Origin of the sequence: Streptomyces agglomeratus (assembly GCF_001746415.1) — a bacterium.
GTDB classification, from domain to species: Bacteria; Actinomycetota; Actinomycetes; order Streptomycetales; family Streptomycetaceae; genus Streptomyces; species Streptomyces agglomeratus.
On sequence record NZ_MEHJ01000001.1, the window covers coordinates 5,528,677 to 5,541,551 of the forward strand.

Annotated in this window: 13 protein-coding genes and 1 pseudogene; 7 read left to right on the forward strand and 7 right to left on the reverse strand. The window is 72.1% G+C overall.

Features of this window, described 5'->3' with window-relative positions; all coding sequences use genetic code 11:
- Positions 1–215 precede the first annotated feature (215 nt).
- From AS594_RS24065 to AS594_RS24075, 3 genes are all read left to right on the forward strand, one after another.
- On the forward strand, positions 216–1,541 hold the full coding sequence (locus tag AS594_RS24065) for a glycosyltransferase family 4 protein (RefSeq protein WP_069935353.1): 1,326 nt from the start codon (positions 216–218) through the stop codon (positions 1,539–1,541).
- Between the two features lie 124 nt (positions 1,542–1,665).
- Complete coding sequence (locus AS594_RS24070) at positions 1,666–2,412, forward strand: class I SAM-dependent methyltransferase (protein WP_069928961.1); 747 nt, start codon at positions 1,666–1,668, stop codon at positions 2,410–2,412.
- Positions 2,409–3,479: a prenyltransferase/squalene oxidase repeat-containing protein gene (locus tag AS594_RS24075; RefSeq protein ID WP_069935354.1), complete on the forward strand. Its 1,071-nt coding sequence runs from the start codon at positions 2,409–2,411 to the stop codon at positions 3,477–3,479. Before AS594_RS24070 ends, AS594_RS24075 begins: the two co-directional genes overlap by 4 nt.
- 37 nt (positions 3,480–3,516) lie before the next feature.
- On the opposite strand, the gene AS594_RS24080 is transcribed toward AS594_RS24075, so the two are convergent.
- Positions 3,517–3,810 (reverse strand): hypothetical protein, encoded by a 294-nt coding sequence (locus tag AS594_RS24080; protein ID WP_069928963.1) that lies wholly within the window; start codon positions 3,808–3,810, stop codon positions 3,517–3,519.
- Positions 3,811–3,881: 71 nt separating this feature from the next.
- Here AS594_RS24080 and AS594_RS24085 point away from each other — a divergent pair, with 71 nt between their 5' ends.
- A complete protein-coding gene (locus AS594_RS24085; protein WP_069928964.1) occupies positions 3,882–4,664 on the forward strand; it encodes a maleylpyruvate isomerase family mycothiol-dependent enzyme in 783 nt (260 codons plus the stop codon).
- A 44-nt stretch (positions 4,665–4,708) separates the two neighbouring features.
- Here AS594_RS24085 and AS594_RS24090 read toward each other — a convergent pair whose 3' ends face one another.
- The 5 genes from AS594_RS24090 to AS594_RS24110 all read right to left on the reverse strand — a co-directional run bounded on the left by AS594_RS24090 (position 4,709) and on the right by AS594_RS24110 (position 8,942).
- A complete protein-coding gene (locus AS594_RS24090) occupies positions 4,709–5,719 on the reverse strand; it encodes an LLM class F420-dependent oxidoreductase (protein ID WP_069928965.1) in 1,011 nt (336 codons plus the stop codon).
- A 129-nt stretch (positions 5,720–5,848) separates the two neighbouring features.
- Positions 5,849–6,706 (reverse strand): DUF5336 domain-containing protein, encoded by an 858-nt coding sequence (locus AS594_RS24095; RefSeq protein WP_069928966.1) that lies wholly within the window; start codon positions 6,704–6,706, stop codon positions 5,849–5,851.
- 120 nt (positions 6,707–6,826) lie between these two features.
- Positions 6,827–7,792, reverse strand: a complete 966-nt coding sequence (locus tag AS594_RS24100; RefSeq protein WP_069932238.1) for an N-acetylmuramoyl-L-alanine amidase — start codon at positions 7,790–7,792, stop codon at positions 6,827–6,829.
- Positions 7,793–7,815: 23 nt separating this feature from the next.
- The gene (locus AS594_RS24105; protein WP_069935355.1) at positions 7,816–8,463 is read right to left on the reverse strand and encodes a class I SAM-dependent methyltransferase; all 648 of its coding nucleotides are present in this window, start codon (positions 8,461–8,463) and stop codon (positions 7,816–7,818) included.
- A gap of 38 nt (positions 8,464–8,501) precedes the next feature.
- Complete coding sequence (locus tag AS594_RS24110) at positions 8,502–8,942, reverse strand: ATP-binding protein (RefSeq protein WP_069928968.1); 441 nt, start codon at positions 8,940–8,942, stop codon at positions 8,502–8,504.
- An 84-nt stretch (positions 8,943–9,026) separates the two neighbouring features.
- On the opposite strand from AS594_RS24110, the pseudogene AS594_RS24115 reads away from it, so the two are divergent.
- Together AS594_RS24115 and AS594_RS24120 are read left to right on the forward strand one after the other, a co-directional pair.
- Positions 9,027–9,876: pseudogene (locus AS594_RS24115) on the forward strand (helix-turn-helix domain-containing protein).
- Positions 9,836–10,111 carry a DUF397 domain-containing protein gene (locus AS594_RS24120; protein ID WP_069935356.1) on the forward strand — a complete coding sequence of 92 codons (276 nt, stop codon included), beginning with the start codon at positions 9,836–9,838 and terminating at the stop codon, positions 10,109–10,111. Before AS594_RS24115 ends, AS594_RS24120 begins: the two are co-directional and overlap by 41 nt.
- A gap of 76 nt (positions 10,112–10,187) precedes the next feature.
- On the opposite strand, the gene AS594_RS24125 is transcribed toward AS594_RS24120, so the two are convergent.
- Positions 10,188–10,517 (reverse strand): hypothetical protein, encoded by a 330-nt coding sequence (locus tag AS594_RS24125; protein WP_069935357.1) that lies wholly within the window; start codon positions 10,515–10,517, stop codon positions 10,188–10,190.
- A 177-nt stretch (positions 10,518–10,694) separates the two neighbouring features.
- Here AS594_RS24125 and AS594_RS24130 point away from each other — a divergent pair, with 177 nt between their 5' ends.
- On the forward strand, positions 10,695–12,866 hold the full coding sequence (locus AS594_RS24130) for an acyl-CoA dehydrogenase family protein (RefSeq protein ID WP_069935358.1): 2,172 nt from the start codon (positions 10,695–10,697) through the stop codon (positions 12,864–12,866).
- The last annotated feature ends 9 nt before the right edge of the window (positions 12,867–12,875 follow it).

The following is a 12,875-nucleotide window of genomic DNA, read 5'->3' on the forward strand; positions in this document are numbered from 1 at the left end:
GGGGGACCGGGACCCCCGGGTGGCACAGCATGGCAGGGAGCCGGTCGTGGCGCGAATCACCTGATCCGGCGCTCACGGTCGCGCTACCTGCCGGTAGATTCAGACGTCGTCGGATGTGTGTGGACCGATCGATACTGAAACTTGTTCTAGGTTAGCGCCAGCGGTTACGCTCCCGGCTACGCTCCGGTGAAAGAGCAGCGAGAAGGGGGCCGAGAGTGACCGCTGAGGCCATAGAGGCGGGCCCCCACACGGGGGACCCGGTCCAGGGCGACCGTCCGCTGCGCATCGCGCTCCTGACGTACAAGGGCAACCCCTTCTGCGGGGGCCAGGGCGTCTACGTACGCCACCTCTCCCGCGAGCTCGCCCGTCTCGGCCACAGCGTCGAAGTCCTCGGCTCCCAGCCCTATCCCGTACTCGACGAGGGCGTACCGCTGACCGAGCTGGCCAGCCTCGACCTGTACCGCAGCCCCGACCCCTTCCGGACGCCGAAGCGCGACGAGTACCGCGACTGGATCGACGCCCTCGAAGTCGCGACGATGTGGACCGGCGGCTTCCCCGAGCCCCTCACCTTCTCGCTGCGCGCCAGGCGCCACCTGAGCGCCCGCCGGGGCGCGTTCGACGTCATCCACGACAACCAGACGCTCGGTTACGGACTGCTCGGCGACCTCGGCGCCCCCCTGGTCACCACCATCCATCACCCCATCACCGTCGACCGGCGGCTCGACCTCGATGCCGCGACCAGCCGCCTCAAGCGCGCCTCCGTGCGCCGCTGGTACGGCTTCACACGGATGCAGAAGCGCGTCGCCCGCCGCCTGCCCTCCGTGCTCACCGTCTCGGGCTCCTCGCAGGAGGAGATAGTCGAACACCTCGGCGTACGCCGCGACCGGATCCGCGTCGTGCACATCGGCGCGGACACCGGCCTCTGGTCGCCCGACCCGTCCGTCGCGGAGATCCCCGGCCGCATCGTGACGACCTCCAGCGCCGACGTACCGCTCAAGGGCCTCGTCCACCTCGTCGAGGCCCTCGCCAAACTCCGCACCGAGCAGCCCGACGCCCACCTCGTCGTCGTCGGCAAGCGCGCCGAGGAGGGGCCGGTCGCCCAGGCCATCGAGCGGTACGGGCTCGGGGGCACCGTCGAGTTCGTCAAGGGCATCAGCGACCAGGAGCTCGTCGACCTCGTACGCAGCGCCCAGGTCTCCTGCGTCCCCTCCCTGTACGAGGGCTTCTCGCTGCCCGCCGCCGAAGCCATGGCCACCGGTACCCCGCTCGTCGCCACCACCGGCGGCGCGATCCCCGAGGTCACGGGGGCGGACGGCGAGACGTGCCTGGCCGTGCCGCCCGGCGACGCGGGCGCGCTGGCCGCCGCGCTCGGCCGGCTCCTGAGCGACCCCGCGCTGCGCCGGCGCCTCGGCGCGGCCGGACGCGAGCGGGTACTGGACAAGTTCACCTGGGCCAGGGCCGCCCAGGGCACCGCCGAGCTCTACCGCGAGCGGCTCGCCCACAGCACGGCGCACAGCGCGGTGCGCGGGGGAGCCCGGTGAGACCCCGCTGAAGCAGGCGCCGCCGACCGCGCGGTGCCCGCAGACCCCCGCCGCCCCGCGGCCCCCGCCATGCGTGCCCGGTGACCCGGCGCCGTAACCACCCCCATCCGGAAGGGCAGACCCCGTGCTGACCGTGGACTTCTCCCGCTTCCCGCTCGCCCCGGGCGATCGCGTGCTCGACCTGGGCTGCGGCGCGGGCCGGCACGCCTTCGAGTGCTACCGGCGCGGCGCCCAGGTGGTGGCCCTCGACCAGAACGGCGAGGAGATCCGCGAGGTCGCCAAGTGGTTCGCCGCCATGAAGGAGGCCGGCGAGGCCCCGGCGGGCGCCACCGCCACCGCCATGGAGGGCGACGCGCTCAACCTCCCCTTCCCCGACGCCTCGTTCGACGTCGTGATCATCTCCGAGGTCATGGAGCACATCCCCGACGACAAGGGCGTGCTCGCCGAGATGGTCCGCGTGCTGAAGCCGGGCGGGCGCATCGCTGTCACCGTGCCGCGCTACGGGCCGGAGAAGATCTGCTGGGCGCTCAGCGACGCGTACCACGAGGTCGAGGGTGGCCACATCCGCATCTACAAGGCCGACGAGCTGCTCGGCAGGATGCGCGAAGCGGGCCTCAAGCCGTACGGCACGCACCACGCCCACGCGCTGCACTCGCCGTACTGGTGGCTCAAGTGCGCGTTCGGTGTGGACAACGACAAGGCGCTGCCGGTCCGCGCGTACCACAAGCTGCTGGTCTGGGACATCATGAAGAAACCCCTCGCCACGCGCCTCGCCGAGCAGGCGCTGAACCCCCTGGTGGGCAAGAGCTTCGTGGCGTACGCGACCAAGCCCCACCTGCCGGCCACGTCGGTCGCGGCGGACGCGAAGTGACCATTCCCGAGCGTACGGAACACCTCGTCCTGCCTGGCGTCCTCACCTCCGAGGAGGCCGCCGAGACCGTGGCCGGCATCCTCGCCGCACAGCGCGAGGACGGCGCCATCCCGTGGTTCCGGGGCCACCACCTCGACCCGTGGGACCACACCGAGGCCGCCATGGCGCTCGACGCGGCGGGCGAGCACGACGCCGCCGCCCGCGCCTACGAGTGGCTGGCCCGGCACCAGAACGCGGACGGCTCCTGGTACGCGGCGTACGACGACGGGGACGCCGAGCGCGTCACCGACCGCGGCCGCGAGACGAACTTCTGCGCGTACATCGCCGTCGGTGTCTGGCACCACTACCTCGCCACTGGCGACGACGCGTTCATCGACCGCATGTGGCCCGCCGTCTACGCGGCGACGGAGTTCGTACTCGCGCTCCAGCAGCCCGGCGGCCAGATCGGCTGGAAGCGGGAGGACGACGGCACGCCCGTCAACGACGCCCTGCTGACCGGCAGTTCCTCCATCCATCAGGCGCTGCGCTGCGCCCTCGCCGTCGCCGAGCAGCGCGAGGAGCCGCAGCCTGACTGGGAGCTGGCGGTCGGCGCGCTGCGGCACGCCATCCAGCGCCACCCCGAGCGGTTCCTCGACAAGAGCCGCTACTCGATGGACTGGTACTACCCGATCCTCGCGGGCGCGATCACCGGCCCGGAGGCCAAGGCCCGCATCGAGGCCGACTGGGACAGCTTCGTCGTCCCCGGCCGCGGCGTGCGCTGCATACTCCCGAACCCCTGGGTGACCGGCGGCGAGAGCTGTGAGCTCGCCCTCGCCCTGTGGGTCATGGGGGAGTCGGACCGGGCGCTGGAGATCCTCCAGTCCATCCAGCACCTGCGCGCACCGGGCGGCATGTACTGGACCGGGTACGTCTTCGAGGGCAACCGGGCCGTGTGGCCCGAGGAACTCACCACCTGGACGGCGGGTTCCCTGCTGCTTGCGGTGGCCGCCCTCGGAGGCGACGAGGCGACCACCGCGGTCTTCAGCGGCGAACGGCTGCCGCTCGGACTGGACCCGGACTGCTGCTGACCGCCCGGCCGCCGGCCCCGCCCCGGGGCCGGCGGGCTCAGTGGCGGCGCAGGACGTTGGCCAGGGCGTGACCGACGAAGAGGTACACGATCGCCGCCAGTCCGTAGCCGGCGACGACGCGCGCCCACGCCTCGTCGAAGGTGAACAGGTCGTGAGACCAGCCGGCGAGCCAGCGGGCGGCGTCCTGGACGAAGTTCACCAGGTCGTTCGCGCGGTTGGCGTCCAGCAGGTACATCAGGATCCACAGACCGAGTATCACGGCCATGATGTCGGCGATGACGATGATGATCGTCGCTGCCTGGTTGCTTCCACTGCGATGACGGGGGGACATGTCGAACGTGTTGCCGTTTTACGCCCGGTGAAACGGGGCCGTTCCGCTCGCGGGTTCACTAGAGTGCCCGCATGAACGACCTGGATCACACCCGCTACTGCGAAGAAATCGTCCGCCAGACCGACCTGCTGCGGGCCGTGCTCGTCGGCGCGGACCTGAGCACGAAGGTGTCGACCTGCCCCGGATGGACTCTCGGCCACCTCGCGCGGCACGTCGGCGGCGCGCACCGCTGGGTCGAGACGATCGTACGGACGAAGTCCTCGCAGGACGTGCCCGAGGACATGGTGCCCGGACACACCGGCCCCGGCGACGCCGAACCGGCCGCTCTGGACGCGTGGCTGGAGGAGGGCGCGCAGAAGACGGCCGACACCCTGCGCGCGGCCGGCCCGGACGCCAAGGTGTGGACCTGGAACGGGGACAACAGGGCGGCGTTCTGGGCGCGCCGCCAGACCCACGACACGGTGGTGCACCGCGCCGACGCGGCGATCGCCGCCGGCATCGTCTTCGAACTCGACCCCGGCATCGCGGCGGACACCATCGACGAGTGGCTGGAGCTCGTCGCGTGGTCGCAGTCCACGGGGGCCGACGAGCAGGCGAACGAACTGCGCGGCGCCGGCCGCTCCCTGCACCTCCACGCGACGGACGTGCCCGGCGCGGAGTGGCTGATCGAGTTCGGCGAGGACGGCTTCACCTGGCGCCGGGCGCACGAGAAGGCAACGGTCGCCCTGCGCGGCCCGCTCACCGACGTGCTCCAGGTCTTCTACCGCCGCCTGCCGCCCGGCAGCGACCGGGTGGAGGTGCTGGGCGACGCGGCACTGCTGGACTTCTGGCTGGAGCGGGCGACGTTCGGCTGAAAGCGGGCTGTTGAGCGGCGCGGGGTGAGTGAGAGCACCGGCCGTCAGCCGTTCAGCTCCGCCAGCACCCGCAGGGTGCGCGGGTCCGGGGCCGTCACCAGCAGGTCGGTCACCGGCCCCGCGCGCCACAGCTCCAGGCGCTCCGCGATCCGCTCACGCGGGCCCACGAGGGAGATCTCGTCGGCGAACGCGTCGGGCACGGCCAGCACCGCCTCCTCCTTGCGTCCGGCGAGGAAAAGCTCCTGCACCCGGCGGGCCTCCTCCTCGAAGCCCATGCGGGCCATCAGGTCCGCGTGGAAGTTGCGGGCCGCGTGGCCCATTCCGCCGATGTAGAAGCCCAGCATCGCCTTGACCGGCAGCAGGCCCTCGGCCACGTCGTCGCAGACCTTCGCCCGAGCCATCGGCGCCACCATGAAGCCGGGGGGAAGCCCGGCCAGCGACCGTGCGTACACGCCGGTGCGCATCGGCGACCAGTAGAGCGGCAGCCAGCCGTCGGCGATACGGGTCGTCTGGGCGATGTTCCTCGGGCCCTCCGCGCCCAGCAGGACCGGGAGGGTGGACCGGAGCGGATGCGTGATGGGCTTGAGTGCCTTGCCGATGCCGACGGCGTCCGCACCCCGGTACGGAAGGGGATGGAAGCGCCCGTCCACCTCCACCGGCGCCTCGCGGGCCAGCACTTGGCGGATGGTGTCGACGTACTCGCGCGTCGCCGTGAGCGGACTGGCGGGGAAGGCGCGCCCGTACCAGCCCTCGACGACCTGCGGACCGGAAAGACCGAGCCCGAGCATCATCCGGCCGCCGGACAGGTGGTCGAGGGTCAGGGCGTGCATGGCCGTGGCGGTGGGCGTACGGGCGGCCATCTGCGCGACGGCGGTGCCCAGCCGGATGCGGGAGGTGTGCGCCGCGAGCCAGGTGAGCGGCGTGAAGGCGTCGGAGCCCCACGCCTCGGCGGTCCACACCGAGTCGTATCCGAGGCGCTCCGCCTCCTGGGCCAGGGGGAGATGGCCGGGGTCCGGGCCGCGGCCCCAGTAGCCGAGAGCGAGTCCGAGGCGCATCCCTGAATCCCTCCGGAGCGACGGCTGTCGAGTACCTGACGCTACGTCAGTTCCGTGCCCGGTCGACTGTACGACAACGGCCCCCCGCCCGGAAGGGGCGAGGGGCCGTCGGAGTCGCGTCGCGGGGCGTCAGCCGCGCTGGATGCCGGTCGTGTCCGGCAGGACGCCGCGGCGGCCGTCCTGCGTCTGGGCGACCAGACCGGAACCGCGCTGCTCCACCGCCAGGTACCAGGTGCCGGGCGCGAGTTCGGCGATCGGCGTCGGCGAACCGTCCTCGGCGTACAGCGGACGGGCGACCGGAACCGCGAACCAGAACGGCGCGAAGTCCCCGGCGGCGGCAGCGGGCGCACCGGCCTGCTGCGCCTGCGCCGGAGCCTGCTGCGCCGCCTGCGGCTGGCCCTGCTGGGGCTGCGCGCCGTACGGCTGCTGCTGACCCTGGCCCGGCTGGCCGCCGTACGGCTGCTGCTGGGCGCCGGGGTAGCCATAGCCACCGGGGCCCGGCTGACCGGGCTGCCCGCCGTACGGCTGCGCGACCTGCGGCTTCGGGGCGCCCATGAGCGGGGCCTTGAGCGCGGGGACGAGCGGGGCGGCGACGGCGCCGGCGGCGAGGATCAGCACCGCCAGCAGGCCGAGGATCTGGCCGGGGCCCGAGTCGCTGCCGTCGACGATCGTCCAGAACGCGGTCCACGCCGCGAAGACGGCGAACGCGACGCCGAACTGTCCGAGGTCGATGCCGGCGATCTTGCGCTGCTGCGGCAGGGAGCGGGACACCACGATGAGCGCCGCCGCGATGACGCCCGCGAGGTAGATGCTCATCAGGAGGCCCAGGCTGTCCCAGGCGTTGAAGGAGCCGACGGCCGGAGGGCAGAAGTTGCCCGAGCAAGCCGGCTTCTCGTACGACTTGAAATCGAGGAACGAGGCGATGAACAGCACCACCGCTGCTCCGATCACCACGCCGTCGCCTCGAGTGAGGGAGCGGATGTTCACTTTGAAGGTCCTTAGTGGGTCGACTCGTCGGGGCGGCACAGTGTGAAGCTCGGGGGCAGCTCCCCATCGTACGGATGAATGTATCGTCCCCTCCGGGAGGTCGGCCCCCGGGTATCGGACCTACCCCTTGAGGTAACTTCCGATGCCGTCGGAGATGCCCTGCGCCGCCTTCTGGCGCCAGCTCCCGTCCGTCAGCAGAGCCGCGTCCTTCGGGTCACGCATATTGCCGCATTCGACGAACACCTTGGGCACGGTCGACAGATTGAGCCCGCCGAGGTCCTTGCGTACGTCCAATCCCGTCCCGTCCCCTACGTAGTTGGACGGAGCGCTTCCGGTCGCCTGGACGAACTTGCCCGCGATGCGCGTCCCCAGATCGCGCGAGGGGGCGACGATTTTCGTCGTGTCCGCGGAGCCGCCCTTCACCAGGGCGGGCAGGATCACGTGGAAGCCTCGGTTGCCGACCGCCGAGCCGTCGGCGTGCACGGAGACCACGGCGTCGGCCTTCGCCTCGTTGCCGATACGGGCCCGCTCGTCCACGCACGGACCGTACGGGCGGTCCTCGTTCTGCACCAGCTTGACCGTCGCGCCCTGCTCTTCGAGGAGGGTGCGCAGGCGGCGCGAGACGTCGAGGGTGAACGACGCCTCGGTGTAGCCGCCGTTGGTGGACGTACCGGTGGTGTCGCACTCCTTGCGGTGTGTGCCGACATCGACCAGTTTGTTGATTTCGCGTGTATGACGGAAATTGCCCGGGTTGTGGCCGGGGTCGACCACCACGACCTTGCCGGCGAGCGGTCCGGTGCCGGCCGGCTTCCCGTCCTTCCCGGTCGGGGAAGGGGTCGCCGCCGGTGGCTGCGTGGTGGCCGACGGCTTCGCGTCGGCGGGCGACGAAGCGGACCGGCTCTGGCTCTGCCCCGGCTGCGGACGCACCTTCGGCGCGTCGCTGTCACCGGGGCCGCTCGTCGCCTGCCATACGAGCCAGCCCGCCAGGGCGGTCGGTACGAGCGCGGCGACCGCGACGGTGAGGTTCCGGCGGCCGGGGCGGCGGGAAGGGGCGGGGGGAGCGGGGGGCTGGCTGTCGTACGACACCCGGCCGATGCTATCCGGGCCGGTCAGATACCCGCGGCAATGCGGCGCAGGACGCGCAGCGAGTCGGTGACCGAGATCTCGGTGAAGGCGCCGGACGCGAGCGCGCGCTGGTGCACGCGGTACGGGGCCTGGCCGCCGTCGGCCGGGTCCGGGAAGACGTCGTGGATCACGAGCAGCCCGCCGATGGCCACGTGCGGCGCCCAGCCCTCGTAGTCGCCGCCCGCGTGCTCGTCGGTGTGGCCGCCGTCGATGAAGACCAGGCCGACCTTGCCGCCCCATACGGCCGCGACCTGCGGCGACCGCCCGACGACCGCGATCACGTGCTCTTCGAGCCCCGCCTTGTGCAGCGTGCGACGGAAGGTCGGGAGGGTGTCCATCAGGCCGACCTCCGGGTCCACGACCGTCGGGTCGTGGTACTCCCAGCCGGGCTGCTGCTCCTCGCTTCCCCGGTGGTGGTCGACGGTCACGGCGACCGTGCCGGCCTCGCGGGCGGCGTCGGCGAGCAGGATCGTGGACCGCCCGCAGTACGTGCCGATCTCCACCAGCGGCAGCCCGAGCGCCCCGGCCTCGACGGCGGCGGCGTACAGGGCGAGGCCCTCGCGTACCGGCATGAAGCCCTTGGCGGCCTCGAAGGCGGCGAGCGTCTCGGGCTTGGGCGCGGCGGCGGCCATGGGGTCCTCCGGTCGTACGGACGGCGTGTACTGGGCGGTCACATCGTAGGCGGGCCTGAACAGGGCTTCGCATCGCACTCGAACCAGACCGTCTTGCCCCCCGGCGCCGGCACCGTGCCCCAGCGGTCGGTCACGGCCTCCACCAGCAGCAGCCCACGCCCGCCCTCGGCGAGCTCACCCCCTTCGCCGTCTCTCGTACGGGCCGGGCCGGGGCACCGGTCCGCGACCTCCACCCGCAGTCCGCCCGGCCGGCGCAGGATGAGGAGCGTGCAGTGCCGGCCCGGCACGTGCCGTACGACGTTGGCGACGAGCTCCGTGAGGGCCAGTTCGGCCGCGTCGGTCAGCTCCGCCATGTCCCAGCGGGCCAGAAACGTCCGCACGATGCGCCGCAGGTGCCGTGCCGAATGCTCACCGACGGTGAAGCCCATGCGGTAGCCGGTGGCAAGGTGCGCTGGTGAGTGGTCAGTTGCGTGATTCATGTCACCAGAGTGCGGTGGCGCGATTACGCTCGGCTACCGACCGAAACGAACGCCGCACGGCGTGAACTTGGGGGTGGCCGCCGCATGGTCAACATCCGCGACCTCGATCCCAGCGCGTCGCCGCTGGACTACTACGGCTCCGAACTGCGCCGCCTGCGAGAGGCGGCCGGGCTCAAGCAGGGACAGCTCGGCGACATCGTCTTCTGTACGGGCTCGCTGATCGGCCAGGTCGAAACGGCGCGGAAGGTGCCGACCCGCGACTTCTCGGAGCGGATGGACGCGGCGCTCGGGACGGGCGGGACGTTCTCGCGGCTGGTGGGCCTGGTACTGCGCAGCCAGCTGCCGCACTGGTTCCAGGCGTACGCGGAGATGGAGGCGCGGGGCGGCGTACATCTCCTCGTACCAGGCGCAGGTGGTGCACGGACTGCTTCAGACGAAGGAGTACGCAACGGCGATCCTGGGCGTCGACTACTCCAGCAAGCTGGACCGGATGGTGGCGGCCCGAATGGAGCGGCAGCGCATCCTGGAGCGAGTGCAACCGCCGGTTCTGTGGGTGGTGCTGGACGAGTCGGTTCTGTGCCTGGAGATCGGTGGCCGCGAGGTCATGCGGAACCAACTTGCGCACTTGTTGCGCTTCAGCGACCGGCAATGGGTCCAGATTCAGGTGCTGCCCTTCTCGACGGGCCAACATGCGGGGATGATGGGATCGTTCACTCTCCTGCGCTTCGATGACGACCCTGATCTCCTCTACGCCGAGAGCTACGACTCGGGCCACATGACCGCCAACCCGCAAGTGATCAGGGAGCGTTCACTCGGATACGCTCGCTTGCAGGCCGCAGCCCTCTCCCCGGAGGACTCAGCGGCACTGATCGCTCGTGTAATGGAGGAACGTTATGGGCAGCAGCCGGGACCTGACGGGCGCGCAGTGGCGTAAGTCGTCCTACAGCGGCAGCTCCGGCGGCGAGTGCATCGAGTGCGCCCCCCTCGGCGCCACCGCCTGGCGCGCGTCGTCGTACAGCGGTGATACCGGCGGCCACTGCGTCGAGGTCGCCGCTCAGCCCTGCCGTGTCGCCGTCCGCGACTCCAAGAACCCCGAAGGCCCCGCCTTCGCCGTCGCTCCCGCCGTCTTCGCGGCATTCGTCACGGCCGCCGCCGAGGGCGGTCTCTGAGGATCGTCGCCGTACAGCTCCGCCCCGGTCCCCGCGCAGGCGCACAGCGCGGGGACCGGGGCGGAAGTCGCTGTGCTCAGTGGAAGACGACCGAGCGCACCTTGAGGCGGTCGGAGCCGTGGCCGGTGTGGGCGCGGAGGTCGAACTGCGGGCCCGTGCACTCCGAGCCCGCGTAGACGGTGGCGACCGCGTCCGTCGCGTTGCCCGGCGTATGGGCCGGCAGGACCTGCTCGTCGGCCACCTCCGGGAGCGTGATGCACTCCCCGCTCGGAGGGTTGGTCAGCACGCCGGACTGGTCGGCGTACTGGTACGTGAAGATGCCGTCGGCCGCGTTGGCGGAGGTGGGCAGCGTCAGTACGAGTGCGAAGGCGCCGACAGTGGCGGCCAGGGTGCTGCGGAGTCGCATGAAGTTCCATTCGTTGACGTTGGCGCTGACATTGCTTGGCAGGTTTTGGTGCCTTCTGTCCGTTGCCCACGTAGATGGCCCGTGATGTCCCTGCCACTCGAACGGACGTAGCCGTATCGATTCTTCCGTCCGTTTCTGACCTTCCGTCAGATTGGAACGTGTTCTAGTCTGCCGCGCATGGGTATCGGAATCACGCAAGAGCATCGCGACCTGGCGGACTCCGTACGCCGCTGGCTCGCGCGGGCGGTGCCGCCCGAGGCCGTGCGGAAGGTGCTCGACGGGGCTGTGACCGGCGGGGCGGCGGAACGGCGGCCCGCGTACTGGGACGGGGCGGCCGAGCAGGGCCTGCTCGGGCTTCACCTGCCCGAGGAGTGCGGGGGCGGGGGAGGCGCGCTGCTCGACCTCGCCGTCGTGCTGGAGGCCACGGGCCGCGCCGCGCTGCCGGGCCCGTACCTGCCGAGCGTGCTCGCCTCGGAGGTGCTGCGGCGCGGCGGACAGGAGCCGCTCGTCGCGGCGCTGGCGGCGGGCGCCCGCATCGGGGCCGTGGCGCTCGGCGCGGGCACGCTCACCGCCACCCCCGTCGACGGCGGCTACCGGCTCGACGGGACGGCTCCGCCCGTCCTCGGCGGCGGGCAGGCGGACGTCCTCGTGCTCGCCGCCGGTGACGGGTGGTTCGCCGTGGACGCCGGGGATCTGGTCGTCCGTACCCACGAGAGCGCCGACCCGGCCCGGCCCACCGCCGAGGTCACCGCACACGCCGTCACCGTGCCCGCCGACCGCCGGCTCGTCTTCGGGGACGGCGGCGACCCGGTGCCCGGCCTCGCCGCCGTGCTGTACGCCGCCGAGGCGTGCGGCGTCGCCCAGTGGGCGCTGGACACCGCCACCGAACACGCCCGCACGCGCGTACAGTTCGGGCGTCCCATCGGGCAGTTCCAGGCGGTCAAGCACCTCTGCGCCGACATGCTCGTACGGCTGGAACAGGCCAGGGCCCTCGTCTGGGACGCGGCCCGCGCCGCCGGGACCGATGCCGCCGACCTGGTGGCCGCGCTCGCCGCCTCGGCCGCGCTCGACGCCGCGTACACCTGCGCCAAGGACTGCGTGCAGATCCTCGGCGGCATCGGCTTCACCTGGGAACACGACGCCCACCTCTACCTGCGCCGGGCGCTGGTCGCGCGCCAGTTGCTCGGCTCGGGCGACGCACACCGGCAGCGCGCCGCACGCCTCGCGGTGGGCGGCGCGCGGCGCGAGCTGCGGCTGGAACTGCCGCCCGAAGCGGACGCGTACCGCCGGCAGGCGCGCGAGGCGATCAGCGGCGTGCGCGGCCTCGACCCGGCCGCCGCCCGCCGCGCCCTCGCGCCGACGGGATACGCGGCCCCGCACCTGCCGCCGCCGTACGGACTGGGGGCCGGGCCTGTGCGGCAGCTCGCCGTGCAGCGGGAGACGCGCGAGGCCGGGGTGAAGGTGAGCGACCTCGGGATCGGCACCTGGGTCGTGCCCTCGCTGCTCGCGTACGGGACGCCGGAACAGCAGGAGCGCTACCTGGGGCCGACGCTGCGCGGCGAGACCCTGTGGTGCCAGCTCTTCTCCGAGCCGGACGCCGGGTCGGACCTGGCGTCGCTGCGGACGAGGGCGGAGAGGACGGCGGACGGCTGGCGCGTCAACGGGCAGAAGGTGTGGACGAGCGGGGCGCGGTGGGCGGACTACGGGATCTTGCTCGCCCGCACGGACCCGGACGCCCCGAAGCACAAGGGGCTGACGTACTTCGTCGTCGACATGAAGGCCGGCCCGAAGGCGTCCGGCGGCATCGACATCCGGCCGCTGAAGGAGATCACCGGCGACTCGCTCTTCAACGAGGTGTACTTCGACGACGTGCTTCTGCCGCACGACGCGGTGGTCGGCGAGGTGAACGGCGGCTGGCAGGTCGCCCGCAACACCCTGGGCAACGAGCGGGTCCACATGGCCGACCAGGTCGCCTTCGACACCGGACTCGAAGCGCTGATAGCGGCGTCCGCCGGACTCGACGCCGCGTACGGGGTGCGTATCGGCGCGCTCGCCGCCGAGGCGCACGCCCTCGCCTGCATCGGGCTGCGTACCACCACCCAGCAGGTGTCGGGTCTGGAACCGGGCGCGGGCGCGAGCGTGCGCAAGCTCGTCCAGACACAGCACCAGCAGAAGGTCGCCGAACTGGCCCTCGAACTGCTCGGCCCGCAGGGGGCCGTGCGCGAGGGGGCCGGGGAGCGGGCCGTGCACGGGTTCCTGATGTCGCGCTGCCTGACGATCGCGGGAGGCACGACCCAGGTCCAGCTCAATGTCGTCGCCGAGCGTCTGCTCGGCCTGCCGCGTGACTGAGGGGAGCTG

Coding starts and splice junctions, on each gene's coding strand:
- AS594_RS24105 (WP_069935355.1), bottom strand. CDS start 8,463: ATGGCCGCCGCCGCGCCCAAGCCCGAGACGCTCGCCGCCTTCGAGGCC.
- AS594_RS24130 (WP_069935358.1), top strand. CDS start 10,695: ATGGGTATCGGAATCACGCAAGAGCATCGCGACCTGGCGGACTCCGTA.
- AS594_RS24080 (WP_069928963.1), bottom strand. CDS start 3,810: ATGTCCCCCCGTCATCGCAGTGGAAGCAACCAGGCAGCGACGATCATC.
- AS594_RS24090 (WP_069928965.1), bottom strand. CDS start 5,719: ATGCGCCTCGGACTCGCTCTCGGCTACTGGGGCCGCGGCCCGGACCCC.
- AS594_RS24110 (WP_069928968.1), bottom strand. CDS start 8,942: ATGAATCACGCAACTGACCACTCACCAGCGCACCTTGCCACCGGCTAC.
- AS594_RS24125 (WP_069935357.1), bottom strand. CDS start 10,517: ATGCGACTCCGCAGCACCCTGGCCGCCACTGTCGGCGCCTTCGCACTC.
- AS594_RS24120 (WP_069935356.1), top strand. CDS start 9,836: ATGGGCAGCAGCCGGGACCTGACGGGCGCGCAGTGGCGTAAGTCGTCC.
- AS594_RS24085 (WP_069928964.1), top strand. CDS start 3,882: ATGAACGACCTGGATCACACCCGCTACTGCGAAGAAATCGTCCGCCAG.